The sequence below is a fragment of the Borreliella lanei genome, assembly GCF_014205895.1.
In the GTDB taxonomy this organism is placed as follows: Bacteria; Spirochaetota; Spirochaetia; order Borreliales; family Borreliaceae; genus Borreliella; species Borreliella lanei.
The window spans coordinates 200,017-221,088 of the sequence record NZ_JACHFC010000002.1 but is presented as its reverse complement, the minus strand read 5'-3'; the positions used below and the strand labels follow the sequence as shown (position 1 = coordinate 221,088).

18 protein-coding genes and 2 rRNA genes are annotated in these 21,072 nt (G+C 28.3%); 9 read left to right on the top strand and 11 right to left on the bottom strand.

Annotated features, from left to right (window positions below; translation table 11 throughout):
- The 4 genes from HNQ06_RS03235 to rrp1 form a co-directional block, all read left to right on the top strand.
- Positions 1 to 137: ribosomal RNA gene (locus HNQ06_RS03235) — 23S ribosomal RNA — on the top strand; the annotation flags it as partial.
- Between the two features lie 23 nt (positions 138 to 160).
- Positions 161 to 271, top strand: a 5S ribosomal RNA gene (gene rrf, locus HNQ06_RS03230).
- Between the two features lie 97 nt (positions 272 to 368).
- The gene (locus HNQ06_RS03225; RefSeq protein WP_184107509.1) at positions 369 to 4,853 is read left to right on the top strand and encodes an ATP-binding protein; all 4,485 of its coding nucleotides are present in this window, start codon (positions 369 to 371) and stop codon (positions 4,851 to 4,853) included.
- Positions 4,854 to 4,855: 2 nt separating this feature from the next.
- The gene (gene rrp1, locus HNQ06_RS03220) at positions 4,856 to 5,779 is read left to right on the top strand and encodes a cyclic-di-GMP-producing response regulator Rrp1 (RefSeq protein ID WP_184107508.1); all 924 of its coding nucleotides are present in this window, start codon (positions 4,856 to 4,858) and stop codon (positions 5,777 to 5,779) included.
- Positions 5,780 to 5,797: 18 nt separating this feature from the next.
- Here rrp1 and HNQ06_RS03215 read toward each other — a convergent pair whose 3' ends face one another.
- From HNQ06_RS03215 to HNQ06_RS03195, 5 genes are read right to left on the bottom strand one after another with little or no spacing between them, the layout of a single operon-like run.
- On the bottom strand, positions 5,798 to 6,826 hold the full coding sequence (locus tag HNQ06_RS03215; protein ID WP_184107507.1) for a hypothetical protein: 1,029 nt from the start codon (positions 6,824 to 6,826) through the stop codon (positions 5,798 to 5,800).
- Positions 6,827 to 6,850: 24 nt separating this feature from the next.
- Positions 6,851 to 7,486, bottom strand: a complete 636-nt coding sequence (locus HNQ06_RS03210) for an adenylate kinase (RefSeq protein ID WP_184107506.1) — start codon at positions 7,484 to 7,486, stop codon at positions 6,851 to 6,853.
- 36 nt (positions 7,487 to 7,522) lie between these two features.
- Complete coding sequence (locus tag HNQ06_RS03205; RefSeq protein ID WP_184107505.1) at positions 7,523 to 8,737, bottom strand: TraB family protein; 1,215 nt, start codon at positions 8,735 to 8,737, stop codon at positions 7,523 to 7,525.
- A gap of 24 nt (positions 8,738 to 8,761) precedes the next feature.
- Positions 8,762 to 9,889 (bottom strand): chemotaxis protein CheB, encoded by a 1,128-nt coding sequence (locus HNQ06_RS03200; protein WP_184107504.1) that lies wholly within the window; start codon positions 9,887 to 9,889, stop codon positions 8,762 to 8,764.
- Positions 9,890 to 9,921: 32 nt separating this feature from the next.
- Complete coding sequence (locus tag HNQ06_RS03195; protein ID WP_184107503.1) at positions 9,922 to 10,779, bottom strand: protein-glutamate O-methyltransferase; 858 nt, start codon at positions 10,777 to 10,779, stop codon at positions 9,922 to 9,924.
- 248 nt (positions 10,780 to 11,027) lie between these two features.
- Here HNQ06_RS03195 and HNQ06_RS03190 point away from each other — a divergent pair, with 248 nt between their 5' ends.
- Positions 11,028 to 11,648, top strand: a complete 621-nt coding sequence (locus tag HNQ06_RS03190; RefSeq protein WP_184107515.1) for a diacylglycerol/polyprenol kinase family protein — start codon at positions 11,028 to 11,030, stop codon at positions 11,646 to 11,648.
- Here the strand turns inward: HNQ06_RS03190 and HNQ06_RS03185 are convergent.
- The 3 genes from HNQ06_RS03185 to HNQ06_RS03175 are packed head-to-tail and all read right to left on the bottom strand — an operon-like array spanning position 11,636 to position 13,922.
- Entirely contained in the window at positions 11,636 to 12,415 is a 780-nt protein-coding gene (locus tag HNQ06_RS03185) for a hypothetical protein (protein ID WP_184107502.1), read from the bottom strand. The genes HNQ06_RS03190 and HNQ06_RS03185 overlap by 13 nt on opposite strands.
- The gene (locus tag HNQ06_RS03180; protein ID WP_184107501.1) at positions 12,412 to 13,293 is read right to left on the bottom strand and encodes a DNA/RNA non-specific endonuclease; all 882 of its coding nucleotides are present in this window, start codon (positions 13,291 to 13,293) and stop codon (positions 12,412 to 12,414) included. The genes HNQ06_RS03185 and HNQ06_RS03180 overlap by 4 nt, the downstream gene beginning before the upstream one ends.
- Complete coding sequence (locus HNQ06_RS03175) at positions 13,290 to 13,922, bottom strand: hypothetical protein (protein ID WP_184107500.1); 633 nt, start codon at positions 13,920 to 13,922, stop codon at positions 13,290 to 13,292. The genes HNQ06_RS03180 and HNQ06_RS03175 overlap by 4 nt, the downstream gene beginning before the upstream one ends.
- Positions 13,923 to 14,025: 103 nt before the next feature.
- On the opposite strand from HNQ06_RS03175, the gene HNQ06_RS03170 reads away from it, so the two are divergent.
- Both HNQ06_RS03170 and manA read left to right on the top strand, forming a co-directional pair.
- A complete protein-coding gene (locus HNQ06_RS03170; protein ID WP_184107499.1) occupies positions 14,026 to 15,903 on the top strand; it encodes a fructose-specific PTS transporter subunit EIIC in 1,878 nt (625 codons plus the stop codon).
- Positions 15,900 to 17,018: a mannose-6-phosphate isomerase, class I gene (gene manA, locus HNQ06_RS03165; RefSeq protein ID WP_184107498.1), complete on the top strand. Its 1,119-nt coding sequence runs from the start codon at positions 15,900 to 15,902 to the stop codon at positions 17,016 to 17,018. Before HNQ06_RS03170 ends, manA begins: the two co-directional genes overlap by 4 nt.
- 52 nt (positions 17,019 to 17,070) lie before the next feature.
- Here the strand turns inward: manA and HNQ06_RS03160 are convergent, their stop codons facing one another.
- The 3 genes from HNQ06_RS03160 to HNQ06_RS05675 are packed head-to-tail and all read right to left on the bottom strand — an operon-like array spanning position 17,071 to position 18,705.
- The gene (locus HNQ06_RS03160; RefSeq protein WP_184107497.1) at positions 17,071 to 17,682 is read right to left on the bottom strand and encodes a DUF3996 domain-containing protein; all 612 of its coding nucleotides are present in this window, start codon (positions 17,680 to 17,682) and stop codon (positions 17,071 to 17,073) included.
- Between the two features lie 10 nt (positions 17,683 to 17,692).
- Positions 17,693 to 18,304, bottom strand: coding sequence for a DUF3996 domain-containing protein (locus HNQ06_RS03155; protein ID WP_184107496.1), 612 nt, complete (start codon positions 18,302 to 18,304; stop codon positions 17,693 to 17,695).
- Entirely contained in the window at positions 18,301 to 18,705 is a 405-nt protein-coding gene (locus HNQ06_RS05675) for a hypothetical protein (RefSeq protein WP_246343355.1), read from the bottom strand. The genes HNQ06_RS03155 and HNQ06_RS05675 overlap by 4 nt, the downstream gene beginning before the upstream one ends.
- Positions 18,706 to 18,870: 165 nt before the next feature.
- On the opposite strand from HNQ06_RS05675, the gene HNQ06_RS03150 reads away from it, so the two are divergent.
- Together HNQ06_RS03150 and proS are read left to right on the top strand one after the other, a co-directional pair.
- Entirely contained in the window at positions 18,871 to 19,548 is a 678-nt protein-coding gene (locus HNQ06_RS03150; protein ID WP_184107495.1) for a DUF2259 domain-containing protein, read from the top strand.
- Between the two features lie 52 nt (positions 19,549 to 19,600).
- Entirely contained in the window at positions 19,601 to 21,067 is a 1,467-nt protein-coding gene (gene proS / locus HNQ06_RS03145; protein ID WP_184107494.1) for a proline--tRNA ligase, read from the top strand.
- Positions 21,068 to 21,072: the final 5 nt, after the last annotated feature.

Here is a 21,072-nt window from a genome sequence, read left to right as displayed (position 1 = left end):
AGCATCTAAGTGGGAAGCCTTCCTCAAGATGAGATATCCTTTAAGGGTCCTGGAAGAATACCAGGTTGATAGGTTAGAAGTGTAAGTATAGTAATGTATTAAGCTGACTAATACTAATTACCCGTATCTTTGGCCATATTTTTGTCTTCCTTGTAAAAACCCTGGTGGTTAGAGAAAAGAGGAAACACCTGTTATCATTCCGAACACAGAAGTTAAGCTCTTATTCGCTGATGGTACTGCGAGTTCGCGGGAGAGTAGGTTATTGCCAGGGTTTTTATTTTATACTTTAAACCTTGAATTTATTGTGTATATTTGTTTTTACACAGTGGTAAAACTATTGTATTTTAATAAGGAAATTTTAAAATAACATGAAAAAAGCAAACTTTTTAAGTATTAATTTTTTAATTTTACTTTTGGTTTGCTTTGTCAACGTCAATTTATTTTCTAAGGATATTTACAAGTTTAAGCTCGTAGATCAATATTTTCCTTTTTACCATAAGAATAATAAAGGAGAATATGTGGGGCTTATTTTTCCTATTTTAGATAAATGGGCAAAAGATAACAATGTTGATATCAGGGTTGAACATATTGATAATTTAAATGAAAGTGAAATTGAAGACGAGGCAATATATATAGGATTGACTTATAATACAAAATTTAATGATTTTTTTTATTTTAAAAGTGAATTTACTAGGAGTATTTCAATTTTATTTTCTAAAAACTCTAATAAAAAATATAAAAATATCCATTCAACGTTTTTATCCAATTTTAATATAGGAGTTGTTAAAAATACAATATATGAAGATATTTTAAGACTAAAAGGCGTTAATACTATTTTTTTGGCTGATAATATCCAAGAGTTATTATTGGCCTTAAAAAATGATAAAGTTGATTATATATATGGTGATTGTAAGACTTTACACAACATTTCAAAGCTTTTTTTTAGTGAAGATCTTGTAATTTTTATTGGAGATGTTTTTTATAGTATCAAAAATAGAGTAGCCATTAGTAGAAATGCTCCCGAGATAATAAAGAATTTGAATTTAGATTTATTTTCTTATTTGATGAAAATTTCTGATGAAGATGTTTTTTCTTTTTTAGATAGTACTTCTAAGGGAAATTTTATTGATGTTGGTTTATATAATGATTATCCTCCTTTAAGTTTTATTAATTCACAGGGGAAGTTGTCTGGCATTTTAGTAGATTTATGGAATCTTCTTTCAAGGCAATATATTTTTAAACCTATTTTTAAGGGATTCCCTAAAGAGGATGTTAAGAAATCATTAGATGGAAAGTCAGTAGGGATTTTTGGAGGAATTATTAGTAATGATAGTGTATTGGAAAATGTTAATTATGTAGTAAGTAAGCCAATATATCCTCTTAATTTTAAATTTTATTCTAAAGATCTAAATGGTGGTGTTGGTCCAATAAATTCTCAGTTTATTGATTTTAATTTTAATAATATTCAATTAAATAAGAATAAAGATATTGTTAATAACTTTATAGATATTGTTAATAATTCGTATGGGTTTATAGAAAATTCAATAACAACAAAATATTTATTAAAATTAAATGGATATAACGGTAGATTAAAATCTTACGATTCGATTTTTAATAAAAATAGGTTTTTAGTCTTAGCTATTGATAACAGGATTTATAAGGTTATTAAATATATTCTCAATGCTATATTTGATGATATTTCATTTGAATCTTTACTTCAAATAGATAAAAATTGGTTGGATAAAGAAGAGATTAATAGTTCTAGAATAAATAGTTATAAAATTATGAATAAGGTTAAATTTAATATAGAAGAAAAAATTTGGTTATCAAAAAATAATAAATTAAATCTTGCTGTTAAAAATTGGTATCCAATAGATTATGTTGAAGCAAATAATTATAAAGGAATAAATCAATTTTTGCTTGATAAGATTAAAATGTTTTCAGGTTTGGGATTTAACATAATTGAAGCACACAATAGTTTAGATCTTAAAAAATTAATTAAATCTGGAAAAATCGATATGCTAAATACTAATGCATTAGATTCAAATTTAGAGAATGTTTTCAACATAAAATTAAATTCTCGAATTCCACTTTATATTTTTTCAAATAAGAAAAGGGTGCTTCCCTCTAGATCTTTAGAAAGGTTTGCTATACTTGATTTTTTATATAGTAAAAATTTGGCTTCTAATATCAAATCAAAGCTTATTTTGGTAAGTAGCTTTAAAGAGGCTTTGCTTCTTCTTTATAAGGGGAAGGTAGATGGGATTATTAGCGATGAGTATACAGCTGCTGCTGTTTTTGAAGAATTGAATATTATTGATGTTGAAAAAATTCCTACTTTTAGAGATTTGGCTTTTGATTTGAGTCTTGCTATTTATAATCAGGATTATATCTTGAAAGAAATTATTCAAAAAGTTGTTATGCGTTCGAATGTTGGCAGTCAGATGTATTTAAATGATTGGAAATTTGATATTTATTATAAATCCAAAGATAGCAGGTTTAAAAGTTTCAAATTTCTAGTGATAACAGTTATTATGTTTTATTTTACTTTTTTAGGATTTGTAATTATATTTATGTTCAGATTATCATTTGAGCAGAAAAGAAGATATTCTTTTGTTATGAATGAGAAAAAGATTGCAGAAGCTGCTAATGCTGCTAAAACCATTTTTATAGCTAACGTCAGTCATGACATTCGTACCCCTATTAACGGGATAATGGCGGCTACTGAGCTTTTGGATACAACTTTTCTTACAGATGTTCAAAAAGACTATGTTAGGATGATAAATTATTCATCTGATTCTTTGCTTTCTTTAATTGATGATATATTGTATTTGTCTAAAATAGATGTTAATGAATTATATGTTGAGAGTCAAGAGATTGATTTAGAGAATGAAATGGAAATGGTTTTAAAAACTTTTCAATCTCAATGTGCAAAGAAAAATATTGATTTATTCTCTTATTCTAAATCTATTTTTAAGAATTATATAAAGGGTGACATTGTAAAAATTAAACAAGTTTTAATTAATTTAATAGGAAATGCTTTTAAGTTTACAGATGATGGTGTTATTGTTTTAAACTATGAAGAAATATGTAGAACAAGAACCGATGGTAATAGAGTTTTAGTTACAGTTGAATTTAAGGTAATAGATACAGGCAAAGGGATTGAAAAAGAGAATTTTTCTAAGATATTTGAAATATTCAAACAAGAGGACGATTCTTCTTCAAGGGTTCATGAGGGTGCGGGATTGGGATTGTCAATATCTAGAGAGCTTATAAGACTAATGGGTGGTCTTGGCATTGCTGTCGATAGTAAGGTGGGAGAGGGCACAACTTTTTCATTTATGTTGCCCTTTTTATTGGGCGGTGAGCTTAAAAGCGAAAATTTGTCAATCAATAGATTTCAATCAATAAATGGTGATAATAAAGTATTAAATGTGCTTTTAAGTCAAAAATCTATTAAAATTTTTGAGCACTGTTCGATTTTATTGGGATGCTCGTCTAATGTGCGCTATGTAGCGTCTTTTGAGGATGCTTATAAAGTCTTCAAGGAATATCCTTTTTATAATTTTGTTTATGTAAATGTAAATAACGATAATATTCAAGAGAGTATTCGATTTGCCAATAATATTGAAAGATTAAGTTCTGATGTACAAATTATTTTTTTATTTTATTATTTAGATAATCAAGCTTTAAAAAATTTAAAATATAGGTATGTTAAAAAGCCTTTAATGGGGCTTAGTATATGCTCTATTTTTTATAAAAAAGCGTTTAACTCAGAAATGGATTTTGATGATTTGGTTCTAATAGATAATGTTTTTAAGATAAAAGAACCCATTAATGTTTTAATAGCTGAAGATAATCAGGTAAATCAAAAAGTGTTGAAAGATATTCTTGTTGTAATAGGCATTAATGAAAATTTTATTGATGTTGTAGATGATGGAGTAAAGGCTTTGAAATCTTTAAAAGAGAAAAAATATGCCATTTCTTTTATTGATATACGAATGCCAAGATATGATGGATTTTCCGTGGCTAAGGAGATTAGAAAATTTGAAAAGGCAAAGAATTTAAAGCCTTGTGTTTTAGTTGCTGTAACAGCGCATGCTTTGCAAGAGTATAAAGACAAGTGTCTTGCAAGTGGTATGAATGATTACATCTCAAAACCAATACACATAAGTTCAATTAAAACCATATTAAAGAAATACTTACAGTTTGAAATTGATGATATTTGGGAGAATGAAGATTTGAATCAACCTATTAAGTTTTCTAATTTAGATGTTAATAGGGCCTTAAAAGAATTAAATCTTTCATATGTATCATATTCTGAATTATGTAGAGGACTTGTTGATTTTATCTCTATTAATATTGTTGATTTAGAAAAAGCTTTTGATGAGGAAAATTTGTCTTTAATTAAGGATATATCTCATTCAATATCTGGAGCTCTTTCTAATATGCGTAGCGAATTGTATAAAGATTTTCAAAAAATTGAAACAAGTAAAGATTCAATTTCTGAGTTGAAAAAAATGTATTTTTTTGTAAAAGATGATTTATTTCAACTAATAAGCGACATAAAGGAAAATATTTTGTTTGAGTCTGATGTTGTTAATGAGAACAAGCTATGCTTTAAAAATAATGATCAACTTTTAAACCTTCTCAACAAACTTTTAATTGGTATTAAGACTAGAAAGCCAAGAGAATATAAAGAAATTCTTGAGAGCATTGACAAGTATGTTTTAGACGATAATATTCAGGTATTATTTGGTGATCTTCGCAGAAATTTAAGACTATATAGATTTGCTGAGAGCTCTAAGATTCTTGAAGAGATTATTAAAATGCTTAATAATAAGAGATATTAGCAGTGGAAATGATAATTAAAGATAAAGCTTTTGAAGCTGAGAATCAGAAGCTTTTAATTGTGGATGATTCTCCCACCAATTTAGATTTATTGGTAAATATATTGCAAGATGCTTATGAGATTGAGGTTGCAACAAATGGATTTGATGCTTTAAAGCAAGTTGAAAAAGATAGTCCAGATCTTGTGCTTCTTGACATAGGTCTCCCGGATATTAATGGCTATGAGGTATGTAGAAAGCTAAAAAGCGATCCTGATACTAAAGAGATTCCTGTAATTTTCATTAGTTCAAGAAGTTCCACAGATGCTCAACTTGAAGGATTTAACGTTGGTGGGGTAGATTATATTTTAAAACCTTTTAATAGTCGAATAATTGATGCTAGAGTTAAGACGCATCTTGAATTAAAGAGGTTAAGAGATTATTTTAAAAGCTTGTCTAGAATTGATGGGCTTACTCAAATTCCAAACAGAAGATTTTTTATGGATAAATTTTCTAAGTCGTGGATGAAAGCTTTAGAAAATAAAGAAATAATAATTGTTGGGATGTTGGATATTGATAATTTTAAAAATTACAATGATAATTATGGGCATACTAATGGTGATGAATGTCTTAAATTGATTGCTAAAGCTTTATATAAGGTTTCTTTAAAATACAAAATAGATGTTGCTCGATATGGGGGGGAAGAATTTATTTTTTTTTCTGTCAACAAGAGTCTAAATGAAATGATTAGCATTATTAAAACAATGATTAATGATATAAAGTGTTTAAGAATAGTTCATGAACACAGTAGTGTTTCTAGCATTGTGACTGTTTCAATTGGACTTGCTCAAGAAGTTCCTATTGATAATAATTTTACCAATATCATAAAGCTTGCTGATCGCAAGCTTTATGATGCTAAAGTTTCTGGAAGAAATCAGTTTAGGTATTAAATCTATATTTAATAGGCTTTAGTATTTATAAGTTATAGATATCCCAATAGAGTCGTAATAAAAATAAGAATTGCCAGTTGCTATTCTTTTTGAAATATCAGCCAGTCCAGCTGTGTTACTTGTGTATGTGGGATTTGTAGATAATTTAAATTGCAGGCCAATTGTTAAAGGTTTGATAACTTCAAAATTAGCAACAATAGAAATATTGTGATAAAAAATATCACTTCCCCAGCCTTTGTTTTTCCAAGAGCTTATTTTTCTTTCTTTGCCAATTTGTGTTTTCCCTTCATAAAGTAGGCCTATGGTGTTAAGAGGTATTGGCATTTTGTAAGCCAAAAGAGCGTAAGGTTTTATTAGCATGCCATTTATATTTTTACCATCATCTGCTTTATATTTCCAAAGTTGATCTTTTTTTGCATGGGGATTGATTAAGTATGTAAAATCATTTCCAATAACTGTAATAATGTGTGTCCATTCTCCTTGAAAAATAGCGTTTAAGTCAAATTGGAATCGTCCCCCTGCTGTTATTTCTGAATAAAATTCAACATCATTTGAATATTTTCCATTTTCAATGTGTACCCCAACTCCCTTAAATCCAAAAGCTTGCCAACCTATACCAAGTTCATTTGATGCATATAAATTTAAAAAAGCAATAGGAGTAAAGCTTACTGTGCTTTTAAATGAGACACTTACAGGAGACAATCCTATATTTAAATCTATGTCTATGCCATTATTTTTAAAAAATATAGAATTGGGATTGTGCAAAGCTTTAAAATTTTTATAGTAGCCCAAATATGATATTAGTTTTATTCCTCCCCAATAATTGACTGGAATTTTTAAACTTGGTTCAATATTTTGGAAGTTGGGACGTTTAAAGCTTTGTGAAAAGCTTTTTCCATTTGTGCCCAACTCGTGGGGAGGATAATAAGCAGATTGAAAATTAAAGTAAAAATATTCATTATTGAATTCTAAGTTCTCTTGATCTTGGGCAAGAATTATTTTTGCTTGCAAAAGCAACAAGCAAAAGCAAATTTTTTTTATTAACATTTTTATTTTGAATACCTTTCCCATTTAATTTTTTTTTAACATTATTTTAATTATTTTTTTTCTCATTTCGTCAATCTTAACAGATGCATCAATATTGTTAAGTCTAGAGCATTTTGAGTAAAATTCTATTAGTGGTTTTGTTTGTAATTTATATTCTTTAAGTCTTGTTTTCAAGCATTCTTCTTTATCATCTTCTCGCTGGTAAAGATCTCCTCCACAAACGTCGCAAATGCCATTTGTTTTTGTTGCTAGGGTATATATATTGAAAATATTATTGCAAGATTTGCAAATTCTTCTTCCCGAGAGTCTTTTTATTACTAACTCTTCATCAATTAAAAAGTTTATTATTTTTACATTTGGCAAAAATTTGTCAAGAGCTTCGGCTTGACAAATATTGCGCGGAAATCCATCTAGAATAAAATCTTTATTCTTTTTAATAGCTTTAATTTTATCTTCTACTATTTTGATTGTAATTAGGTCAGGGACCAGCTCTCCCCTTTCAACAATTTTTTTTATTTCTTGCCCCAGAGCCGTGGAATTTAAAATATTTTCTCTAAACAAATCTCCTGTTGAAATGTGTTGGCATTTAAATTCATTGGAAATAATTTTTGAAATGGTCCCCTTTCCAGAACCTGGAGGACCTAAAAACACAAGTCCCATATATACTCCTGTGTAAATATTTGTTATTTTAAGGGTTTATTTAAAAACATTTAATAAAAATTTAAGTCCTACAATTGTCCCAATTGTAGATCCAAGGTTTACAAAAAGTACTATTAATAAAATTCTTGTAACTTTGTTTTTAAAATATCCTTTTATTGTCGATAATTCTTCTTGTAGATCTTCAAAATCTTTGACCTTTGGTTTGTTTATATAAGCTTCAACAAGGCCTGCTACCATGCCTGTTCCTATGAATGGTATTAAGGAAAATATTGGAGAGCCTATAATAGCTGTTAAAATTGTTAAAGGATGAGATTTTAATAAAATAGATGCAATGCCTGAAAAAAGAGAGTTAGAGATTATCCAAAGTTTTAAATTTTTGTAAGCAAAATCAAATCCTTTAAAGTAAAAAGAGCTTGCTATTAGTAAAATGATTGAAATTGCAATCAAGTAAGATAGCACTTTGCTAAATGAAAAATGTTTTTTAGGTATTCTCTCGAGTTCTTCAACGTTTATTGTTTTTTTATTTTGGCTTATTTCTTTTAGAGTTCTCATTATTCCGTTTACATGACCTGCGCCCACAACGGCAAGAATAATGCCTGTTCCTTCAAGCATTTTGTTTGTAATAAATTCGTCTCTTTCATCAATTAAAGCTTTTTTTACTTTGGGTATTTCTTTAGAAAGTTCTTCCATTATTTTTGAAAGAGCGTCCTGTTCTTTGAGTTTTTCAATTTCATCTTTTGTAATTTTTGTATCTGCTAGGGAAAAAAGGCTTGAGATTATTTTTGCTTTTTCGAATATTGGAATAGATATCCAAGCTCTTTTTAGAGTTGTTTCAATTTTTCTGTCAGCAAGAATTAGTGGAATATTGTGTTTTTTAGCTTTTAAAATAGCTGTTTTCATTTCTTCACCAGGTTTTATTCCCTGTTCTTTTGCTAATTTTTTTTGAAAATTACTAAGGATTATGTTTATTATGAGAAAGAAAGCTTTTCCTTGTTTTAATGCTTTATCTATATCTAAGTTTCTCCATTTTTCATTTTCATTGGTATTTAAGATCGAATGATAGCGAGCTTCATCAAGTTCAACTGCAATATAGTCTGGTTTTAAGATTTCTATTAAATTTGCAGTATCTTCTGAGCTTTTTTTTGACACGTGAGCAGTTCCAAGTATGTATATTGTTTTATTGTGTATATTAAATTTACTTACATGGGAAAAACAGTCTTCTGTTTCGGTGGTTTCTTTTTTATTGTCCAAAAAATATTCCTTGTTTAAAAAAATTTAGCTACTAATTAGTATAGCTTTTAATAATTTTACCATATGGTTTAGTGGAACTATATAGTCTATATTGTTTTCCTTTATTGCTATTTTTGGCATTCCAAAAACCATAGAACTTTCTTTGTCTTGCGCAATAGTTAGTCCCCCAGCTTTTTTTATATCTCCAATTTCTCTTGATCCGTCATTTCCCATTCCAGTCATTATTATGGCAATTGCTTTATCTTTTGCAATCTCTGCAATAGATTGAAATAAAACTCCAATAGATGGTTTATGACCATTTATATGTTTGCCATCGAGGGTTTTTATTTGATAGTTGCCATCGATTTTTTTGATTTTTGTATGATATCCGCCCAAGCTAATATATGCATGCCCTTGCTTTAATATTTCGTTATTGGTGGTTTCTTTTACGCTTATTTTGCAAAGATTGTTAAGATTTTTTGCGAATTCTTCTGTAAATCCTTTAGGCATGTGTTGAACAATTATTATTGGCGGAAAGCTTTCAGGTATTTCTGGTAATATTGATTTCAAGGCCACAGGTCCACCCGCTGATACTCCAATTGCTATTATGTCAAATTTTCTCAGTTTAAGTTTTTTTATTTCTTTTTCATTTAATATTTTTTCTTTTGCATGTTCTTCAAGCTGAGTTGATGAAGAAATGTCATTTTTGTGATTTGAAAAAAAATTAGCTCTTTCATAGTTTTTTGTTTTCATATCCTTATTGCAGACAATTTTGTTTTTTATAGATATTGATCCATAGGTTAAAAGAGAATTAATAATTTGTTCTTTTTTGATTTCATGTGATTTTTTATTTTTAGATACTAATATAAGGTCATCAGCGCCCTTTAAAGCAGCAATGTTTATTAGGTCTTGATTTGAAGATGTGACGACAATTGGTATTGTTTTGTTTATATTCTTTTTTTTCTCCAAAAATAGAATATCTTTAACATTGTTTTCTTCTAAATTCATTAATATTACTTCGGGGTTATGTTTTTTAAGTTTATTTGTTGCAAATTTGCCATTAGAAGCAGTTGCAATGACTTGGAGTTTTGGAGACGAATTGATAAGGTCTGATATAAGTTTTCTCTTTACAGCATAGTATTCTATGATAAGTACAGAAATTTTTGTTTCCACTGTTATTTTTTCCCCATTTTATTCTTGTTAAATTATAGCTTATATTTATTTTGTGATTTGAATTTTTCTTTTTGACAGCTAGTATCTTTTTTTTCATATATTATTGCCCAAGGTGTTTTTAAAAATTTAAAAGGAAGGTTAAGTCCAAAAAGTGATTCTGAGTGTCCTATAAATAAATAGCTGTTTTTAGACATATTGTTATAAAATTTTTTAAGTACTTTAATTTTTGATTTTTCATCAAAATATATTAATACATTTCTACAAAAAATAACATCAATTTGTGAAAAATTACTTTCAAAGTTTAGGTTATGATAGTCGAATCTTATATGATTTTTAATTTCATTTTTAATTTTATATCCGTTTGAATGAGAATATATATAGTGTCGGTATTCTTTAGGAATATTTTCACATTTGTTTGATGAATAATATCCCTCTTTTGCTATCATCAAAGATTTTAAGCTTAAATCAGAAGCAATAATAACAAAATCCATTTCTTTTGGAAGCTTTGATTTGAGTACAAATGCCAATGAATAAGGTTCTTCTCCTGTTGAACATCCTGCAGACCAGATAATAATCCTATTTTTTTCTTCTATGTTTTTAATTTTAATTAAATTGGGAATTACAAATTTTTCAAAAGTTTGAAAATGTAGTGAATTCCTAAAAAATCTTGTTAAATTGGTTGTTACTAAATCCAAGAAATATTCTTTTTTTAATTTTTCACTAATTATTAAATTATAAAGTTGTGCTGGGTTTTCAAGAGCAAGAGCTCGTACTGCGTCGTTCACTCTGCTTTGAAGAACAAATTTATTTTTTTCATCAAAACGAATTCCACTGTTGTTATATATAAAATCGCAAAATTTTAAAAATAGTTTATCTTCAATTTCTAGCATTTTTGGGAACCTGCTTAATTCTTCTCTTTATAAATAAGTATTGCCTATTTATAATAAATCTCTAGGTAAGAATATTTTTTTTGAAAAAAATTGTAAAATTAATATAAGTAATTTTATTATAAGACATAGAGTTATAAAAAGGTTTTTGTTTATTTTAATTTATTTGCAGTAGTAAATGAGGAATTTAATGAGTATTGAAAAAATATTTACAAATATCGATTTAATATGCATTTAAAAAAGATCAAATGATTTTTAATGGGTTTAAAAGAGCAATTTTTAGAGAAGATATTAAGTATGAAATTTTTAGAAAATTTTTTCATATTTTTAGTTTAATAGTTTTAGTTTTTTATGGAATAAATTTTTGGATAGGACTTGTTTCTAATATACTTTTTATGATTTTATACCTAAGTTCTGAAATTTTTAGAATTACTAAAAAAAAAATACTTTTATTTAAAAATATTTCAAACATAATATTAAAATCAAGAAAAATATTGCCCAATAGAGTATCTTTTTCACCTGTCTTTTTGTTTTTAGGTATATTGATATCATATTGTTTGACTATGTATCCTTTCAATTATATTGGAATATTTTCGGTATGTCTTGGCGATGGATTTGCAAGTCTTATTGGAAAGTTAATTCCTTCTTTTAAGCTTGTAAACGATAAAACAATTTCTGGCAGTCTTGTTGTATTTTGTGTTACTTTTTTTTCATATTATTATTTTTTTCCTTATTTAGCAGTAGCTTTAATTCTTGGAATTTTAGCAGCATTGGTAGAGCTTTTTGATGCTGCTAATTATGACAATTTATTTTTACCACTTGTTGTTTCAGCTTCGTCCTATTTTTTAACTTCCTTTTTTTATAGCCAATAAAAGAAAATTTTTCCTGATTTTTTTAAGTAGATTGGTGTACCAATTGAGATTGGGATAAAGGCATAAGGTATTTTTAGCAAATTCAAGTAAATTCCACTTAATATTAAAAGCATTGAAACAAAAAGGAAAAAATAGTCAAAGCTTTTTTTTCTTAAAAAAGCTACTATAAAGTTTGTTAAAATAAGTAGCAAGAATGCGTCTATATAAAATTTTGTATTTTCAATTTTAAGAATGCCGTAGTTTTGACTATTTTCGTATGAATTAATGGGCATTGTGTAACTATATATGCAGGCAAAGATTAAAATAATGTAAATTGTATAATGTATTGATTTTATTTTGAAATCGCATATATATAAACTTAGAAAAAATAAATTTAATAATGAAAAAGTATTTACAAAAAGGATAAATTTTGTAAATAAATAATAACTTGAATTTAGGTTATTATTTAAAAAAAAATCTCCGGAGATCAAAATAGGTTCTAATGTATATGAGCTAATAAAGCAATAGAAAAGTATAAATTGTATGTTGTTGGTTCTTTTATAGTTAATATATGACCACAGTGAGCCTATGATTCCAGCAATAAAGATGGTTAATTTATTAACCAATATTATAAAATTATTATTGTAAATTTCTAGAATATAATTTTGATAATTTTCATTATATTTTATTTTATAAGAGAAAGTTAGTATAACTAGTGTTGCTAAAATAAAAATTATAAAAAGAAAGAGATTGATAGAAGCGTTTAACTTTGTAAATATTGATTTCATTTAAATTTCCAAGAATGCGTGTTTTGTATTTTTTTAATATTTTTTTTAATTTTTGAATCAAGTTTTTCAAAAAAATCTATCTTTGTTTTTTTTTCAATTGAATCGACGCTAACAACGTAATTTTTCAAATCCAAGTCTTTTGCTTTTTCATTTGGAATAATAAAAGAGATTATATCATAATAATTGTTATTATTAATTGCTAGTACTATTTTATAAAAATTTTTAGGTATCAAAATTTTGTTTTTACCAATAAATCCTTTATTTTCTGTTAAAATTCCAGCACTAATGATATATATATGTCCTTTTAAGATTGCCCATTCCCTTACTAATTTTTCAAGTTTTAGCCAAATTCCAGAATTAAATTCGCTTTTTTGAGGTGCCATATTTGATAAAAAATATGTATCTTTCATTGCATTTTCAGAAAAAGACATGTCTGCAGAACTTACTATGTGTCCTCTGTCATAACCGCTTTTAAAGTAATCTTCAAGTTTTGGGAAAGTACCTTTGATGTTGGTGTCTTCAAAGAATTTGGTACTCCTTTTAATTTTTTTTGATTTTAACAAAGTTAGTGCTAGCTCTACCATTTCTCTTTTAAGCGGATAAGCAGCCCATTCGGATTGTCTTGCGCTTTCAGCATATCCTAAGGTATAGTGTTTTTTGTTTATTATTTGGGTAGTAAGATATCCTTTTGGTATTAATTGGGATTCTTTTATTGGAATAGATTTTGTAATGGTAATGTATTTATTTTCTATTATTTCTAAATAGTCATAAATTTTGTGTTTAATTTGTTTTAGGGCTTTTGGATTTAAGGAAAAAAATAAAAATCCTGTTAGGCATAAAATATAGCAGTAAAGAAAAAATTTTGACCTTTTTTTCATGTTTCCATCTCGTTTTCGTCCTTAAAATTATATCTAATAGTGAAATTAAAAGAAATGTTAAATGTATCTAAAAATAAAAAGTCAATTTTAAAGTCCAATCCCATTAAAGGAATTGCCTTTTTAGAAGAAATTTCAATAAACATGTAAGGCTCTATCACATAAGGCAATTTTTCGTAAAATCGAATGTCTCCTATGAAGTTTGTAGATAGGTAAAAACGACCACCTATGCCAATGGTAGCAGAAAAATATTTTGTTTTTTTAATTAAGTTTGCAATGTGCCAGTTTATTCCTCCCCCAATATAAGATTTAAAGTATTGCATTTTTTTTGGGATATTAAGGCTTTCTTTTGTTAATATCATAGCAATGATTAAAAAATCAAAAGTATTATTAGAGAATGTATAATAAGGTCTAAAAATAAGGTGTTTAATATTTGAATTTAGAAAAAATCCAATTCCAATTCCAATTCCTGTTGAATATGTGAATCCTCTTTCTGGGCTAAAAAAATTAGATCTTTGTTTGGGTTGATCATTTTTTTCATTAGTATTGCCTTCTTCATTTGCAAGTGCATTTAAGTTGGAAATGATAAGCATCAATGTTAATAAAATACAAGTGTTTGGAGTTTTTTTCATAAACAGATTATTTTAAATAATATAAAAATTGTTTTGCCTTTTCAATATTATGCTATTTTATTGTATATTATACAGTATGTTTAATTACTAGGAGTCCACAGTTATGTTTTTTAATTTTTTGAAAAAAGATCTTGTATTTATTTTGCCAGAAGTAAATTCAAAAGAAGATGTAATTGATTTTTTAGTTGAAAAAATCAATGATAAGGGATATATAGATAATAAAAAAGAGTTTCTTCAAGGAATTCTTGATAGAGAAAAGATAGGTGACACTTCTTGGGAAAATGGGGTTGCAATTCCTCATTTTATAGGGGATGTGGTTAAGACCAGTTTTATTTCATTGCTTTACATTAAAGGTGCTGGGGTTAAGTGGTCTGAAGAAAATCCTCCTGTTAATTTAATATTTTTGATTTGTATGTCAAAAAAACAGCAAGGTAATGAGCATCTCAAGGCGATTGCTTTTATAGCTAAACTATTTGAAGATGATGCTTTTCAAAATGCTTTAAGTGGGTTTATTACTACTGATGACATTTATTATTATATTGAGAATATTCAAAGAAAAGCCAAAGAAGAGGTTTTTGGAGCCACAAAAGCAGAAAAAATAGTGGCTGTAACTGCTTGTCCTGTTGGAGTTGCTCATACATATATTGCAGCGAAGAAAATTGAAAATGAAGCTAAAAGGCAGGGTTATAGCATTAGAGTAGAAACTCAAGGATCTATTGGCATTGAAAATGCATTAACCGAAGAGGAAATTAGGAATGCAGCTGTTGTAATACTTGCTGTTGATAAGGATATTGATGAAAAGAGATTTGAAGGCAAGAGAGTTTATAAAGTCTCAACTGTAAAAGCGATAAACAATACAGAAAATATTATTAAGGAATCTTTTAATGCTCCAGTATTTAAAAGCAAAGACTCTGGAGCTAATAGCACTCCTAAAGCTTCGGTTGCAACAGGCAAAGGTAGTTTTTATAAATATTTAATGAGTGGAGTATCTCCAATGATTCCTGTTGTTGCAAGTGGAGGAATTTTAATTGCTCTTAGCATTGCTTTTGTTGGGATTGGACCTGATGGGCCTAATTTTTCTGAGCATCCATTTTATAAGCAGATTTCAGATATTGGATCTGTCGCTTTTGGAATGATGCTGCCCGTGCTTGCTGGTTTTATTTCAATGGCAATTGCTGATAAGCCTGGTCTTGCGCCCGGTCTTGTTGGTGGAGTGATTTCTGGGAATGTAAAAGCAGGGTTTTTGGGCGCAATATTTGCAGGGTTTCTTGCAGGCTATGTTGCAAGGTTTTTAGCAAGAAGGTCTGTTCCTGAGTGGTTAAGACCCGTTATGCCTATATTTGTAATTCCCCTAATAAGCACTATTATTGTTGGCTTTTTTATGTTGTATGTTGGTGTTTATGTTGGAGAATTTATGGGGGTACTTGAAAGCGGGCTTAAGTCTTTACAGAGCAATTCAGAAACGTTTGGCGTGTTGGGTAAAATTTTCTTAGGTTTGGTACTAGGTTCAATGATTACTGTTGATATGGGTGGGCCTTTTAATAAAGTAGCATTTCTTTTTGGTGTAGGGCTAATTCCTCAAGTGCCAGAAATAATGGGAATGGTAGCAGCGGCAATTCCTGTTCCTCCTATGGCTATGGGGCTTGCAACTTTTTTGGCGCCTAAATTATTTGAAAGTGAAGAAAAAGAATCCGGCAAAATAGCCTTTTTAATTTCGTTTATTGGTATTAGCGAGGGAGCTATTCCTTTTGCCGCTAGTGATCCTGGACGGGTAATTCCTTCAATAGTGGTAGGAGGAGCTGTATCAAGCATTATTGCTGCTTTTTTAGGTGTTGCTAATCATGCTCCACACGGAGGACCAATAGTACTTCCTGTTATTGATAATAAATTTGAGTTTATTATTGCAATTGCTGTTGGAGTTGCAGTTGCAACAGCTTTGGTAATTTTTTTAAAATCTTTAAAATTAAAGGAATCTGAATGAATAATGAAAATAATATTTTTTTAATGAAAAATAATATTAAAGAATATGATTGGGGAGGAATTAATTTTATTCCCAATCTTTTGGGCGATAAGATTGATGGAAGACCTAAGGCTGAAATGTGGCTTGGAGCACACAAGACATTTTCTAGTAAGATTTTATATAAAAATGAATATGTGCTTTTAAGCGATTTTTTAGAAGACCATAAAGAGCTTTTAGGCTGTAATGACGAATTTCCTTTTTTATTTAAGGTATTGTCTGCAAATAAACCTTTATCTATTCAAATTCATCCTTCTAAAGATATTGCCTTAAAAGGGTATGAATCAGAGAATAATAAAGGGATAGACATTAATGATCCTAGAAGGACATATAAAGATAAGAACCCTAAAATTGAACTTATATATGCCTTGAGTGATTTTTATGCCCTTAAAGGCTTTTTGCCGTTGTATGAGATTAAAAAAATTTGTGAAATTCTGAAATTAAATTTTGACTTTCACTCACATAAAGACTTTGTAAAGGCTATTTTTGATTTACAAGCGTATGAACTTGAGAAGATTATTGAAAAAATTTTAAAAAATTTGCACCTTATTGATAATTTTAGGGGCTATTGGTTTAATGAAATTTACAATATTTACGGTGTAGATGTGGGTCTTTTAGTGTTTTTGGGTATGAATATTTTAAAGCTAAAACCAGGAGAAGTTGTTTATACAAATAGTCAGGAGGTGCACGCATATCTTAAGGGAGACTGCATTGAGCTTATGACCAATTCTGACAATGTTATTAGAGCTGGGCTTACTACAAAGTATATTGATAAAGAAGAGATGTTAAGAGTTGGTCAATTTGAGGAAGGAAAGTTATCATTTTTAAATCCCGATTTTCAAGATGGTTTTAGTGTATTTAGACTTCCAAATACTAATTTGAAACTGATTCAAAAAAAAATAAATGAGAACATTTGTATTGATAGAAATAGTGCAATGGTCTTGCTAGTTTTAGATGGGTGCGTGAGTATAAATAAATCCTTAAATCTTAAAAAAGGCGAGAGCGTATTTATAGGCAGAAAAGCAGAAAACTTGTTTATTGATGGGGACGGAGAGGCTTTTATTGCTGGTTTTAATTAAAATTAAGCTTACTTATGTGAGCTTAATTTTAATTGCCAATTTGATTATTTGGTTAATTAAATGCAAATTTTATGAATCCAAATCCAAAAAAATTGAATTTAATTCCTTCAAATAAAATGCTTGGTTTTGTTAGCAATATTGTTGGTCCTACTGCAGGATAAATTTTGAATCCTATAGATAAATTTTTTGCAAAGTTGTATTCCATTACAAAAGGAATTCTTATAACGGCACCTATTCTTTCGTATTCAGTTTCTTCCTCTTCATTAGGAGGTGTAAGGGATGTTTTTGACCAATCTGCGCCTATTCCAATGCCGCCTCCAATTCTCATATATTGTCCAATTTGCTTTTTAAAAATAACGTCTATTCCACCATTTAGATAATTTTCAAAATTGTTTGATTTAAGTCCAATAAAACCTCCATATCCAAAATCAATATTTACATAAGGAATTGTAATTATAATGTTTGCAATAGGATCGCCTATTCCAATTCCCATTGAAAACAAGTCATAACTTTTCTTTTCTTTTATTTCTTTAAGCTTTGCGATACAGGTAGTTGAATCTTCTTCCTTGCTGCATCTGACCATATAATTGTCAGATGCAGAAGAAAGGTGTACCACACCTAATACTAATGTTAAAATATGTATTTTTTTAAAATTTTTTATCATTTATTCTCCATTATATATATATTTTTATAAAGCCTGTGCCTAAGAAATTAAATCTAGCTCCTTCAAATGACATTGGGCTGCCAAGTAGCATGGTTGTTCCAATAGTAGCAACAGCTTTAAATCCAATCACAATATTTTTAAGAAAGCTGTACTCTATTACCAAAGGTAGCCTTATCACAACCCCTATTCTGTTTTGCAGAGAAGCTACTTGTTGTGCTTCATTTTCTTCCTCTTCCTCAGGTTTTTCATTCGATTTTTCAGGACTTCCTTTTGACCAATCTGCACCTATTCCAATGCCGCCAGAAATCATAGTGTTTTTATGTATTTCATCTTTAAATAAAAGATCTACGCCCATCACAACATAGGGCAAGAAATTGTTGGGTTTAAGCCCTACGAATCCTCCGTATCCAAGATCTATGTCTACATATGGAACAGATATTGTAATGTTTGTAAGTGGATATCCAATTCCAAAACCTATTCCAAATAAACGGCGCACAGACTCTTCTTTTGCAAGAAGTTTATCAAAATCAAAGTCATCTTCAGTCATACTTTTGCTTTTGGATTGGGCAGTTAATAAGCCCGTTGTTAATATAAGTATTATTGTTGCTAATAGCATTCTCATTGAAATTCTCCTTTTTTATTTTCAATTTTAGATAATATTATTTTTACAATATTTTTAATAAAGCATAAAAAATTAAAAATATTGATATTTATTTGCTTATTTTGATAGCAAAACTTTATTGTTGAATTTTTTATTGTTTTGTTTATCAAAAAATTTTTAATCACAAATACAGGTATTATTATACTACTTGACTGTATATTGATGTTAATCTTGTTTGTTTGTATGGGATTTTTGGAAATATGTTTTTGTGTTGATTTTTTGGCCTTTGAAAAAAATATAAATTTATGAATTTGCAATAAATAAGCTTTATTGCAATGTTTTGTTTTAAAACTCTTGCAAAAAAACTTTATTTGCCCCAAGCTTTTCAAAGCTAATTTTAGGCCATTAATTCTTTTTTTCAAAAATTTATCCCAAAAATTTGAATATTAATTTTTTAATCTATAAACAAATAGTATATCAAAGTTTTGAATTTGAAATGCTGTTTTGATATTATTTTAAGTAAGAGTAAATTAATTATAAATAAGATTTAATACATAATTTATTGTTATTAAACTTATACAAAGCTTATGATTAAACTATATATCGTTTTTTTTTATTTTTTTTCTTTTTTATTGGGGTTTTCAGAGAATATTTTTTTTAAAAATTTAGGATTTTCTAATAATGATAAATATTTTATGTTTGGCGAATATGGTTTTGAAAATGGATATTATTACTCTGCTGTATACTTTGTTGATGTTGTTAAAAATAATTTTGCAAACTCTGGAGTACATTCTAAGATTTTTAAGGAGTACATTGAATATTCAGACAGTTATGATAAAAGTCTTTATGAGCTTTTAAAGATGATTAATTTCAAAGTTAAAGAATTTAAAATTAATCATTTAAGAAGAGGGCGCGAAATTTATTTTTATGTAAAGAGCGAAATTCCGGAAACAGATTTTTTAAATTTTGTTGATTTTAAAACAGGAAACGAATATCAAGTTTTTGTAAATAAGGATATTAATTCTCAAGAACTTTCTTCTTCTTTTAATATTTTTTTATCTGTCAGATATTGTAATTCAACTTTAGAAAAACATTTGACTGTTGGAAGAGGGAATTATTATAGAAAGAATGTTGTTGATTACAGAATAAGAGAAATTGTTTTATTTCCAAATGAAGATGGAATTGTTTTTGTTTTGGAAAAAATCATGTTAAATTCTTATGGGAATAAGTATAAACGGTTTATGGTTGAAGTTAAAAAATATTGAATATAATTATTTAGTTTTTTAAAGAAGTGTAATGCTTTATTAAGGATAATGTATGAGTGATTTTATAGCATCAAAAGAAGATGATTATTCTAAATGGTATTTAGATATAGTCCAGAAAGCAAAACTTGCTGATTACAGCCCTGTGAAAGGATGTATGGTAATTATGCCTTATGGGTATTCTATTTGGAATAAAATTCAGAGTATACTTGATAAAAAATTTAAAGAGACAGGACACGAGAATGCATATTTTCCTATGCTTATTCCCTATAGTTTTTTAGAAAGAGAAAAGGATCATATTGATGGATTTTCACCTGAGTTTGCTATTATTAAAGATGCTGGTGGGGAGAGTTTGGCAGAACCTTTAGTTTTAAGACCTACTTCTGAGACAATTATTTGGAATATGTATAGTAAGTGGATTAAGTCTTACAGAGATCTTCCTCTTAAAATTAATCAATGGGCAAATGTTGTTCGCTGGGAAAAGAGAACAAGGCCTTTTTTGCGCACCACCGAATTTCTGTGGCAAGAAGGACATACTGCTCATGCTACTGAAGAAGAGGCATTAGAAGAAACCTTACTTATTTTAAATGTATATAAAAGATTTATAGAAGACTATTTAGCAATTCCGGTTTTTTGTGGTAAAAAATCTGAAAAGGAAAAATTTGCGGGCGCTGTTTCTACTTATTCAATTGAGGCATTAATGCAAGATAAAAAAGCGCTTCAAGCCGCTACATCTCATTATTTAGGTTTAAATTTTGCAAAGGCATTTGATGTAAAATTTCAAGATAAAGATGGCAAGATGCAGCATGTATTTGCTAGTAGCTGGGGTGTTTCTACTAGATTGATTGGCGCTTTGATTATGGTTCATTCTGATGAGAAGGGCTTGGTTTTGCCGCCTCGCATTGCTCCAATAGAAATTATTGTTATTCCTATTTTTAAAAAAGAAGATGAGATTAATAAAAAAATTTTGGATTATTCTGATTGTGTTGTGAGTGCTTTAAAGAAAGCGGAATTTAGGGTTGAAATTGATAAGGATATTAGAAGTTCTCCAGGATTTAGATTTTCATCTGCCGAGTTTAAAGGAATTCCAATACGCCTTGAGGTAGGGATAAATGATGTCCTTTTAAATTCTGTTACTATTTCAAGAAGAGATAAAGATAGAAAATTTAAGTATCAAATATCGCTTGATTCTCTTGTAAGCAAGGTTAAGGTAGAACTTGATTTGATGCAAAAAGATTTATTTGAAAAAGCATTAAATTTTAGGACCTTAAATACTAAGGAGATTTTTAGAGGCAGTAAGGATAGTTATGAGACATTCAAAGCTTATGTGAATGATTATTCTGGATTTGTGCTTTCTTGTTGGTGTGGCAGTTTGAATTGTGAAAATATTATTAAAAATGAAACTAAAGCTACAATAAGATGTATTCCTGATGATTTTAAATCCAGAGATTTAACAGGTATGACTTGTATTTATTGTTCTTCTAAGGCCAAATATTTTGTTTTATTTGCTAAATCTTATTGATTTAT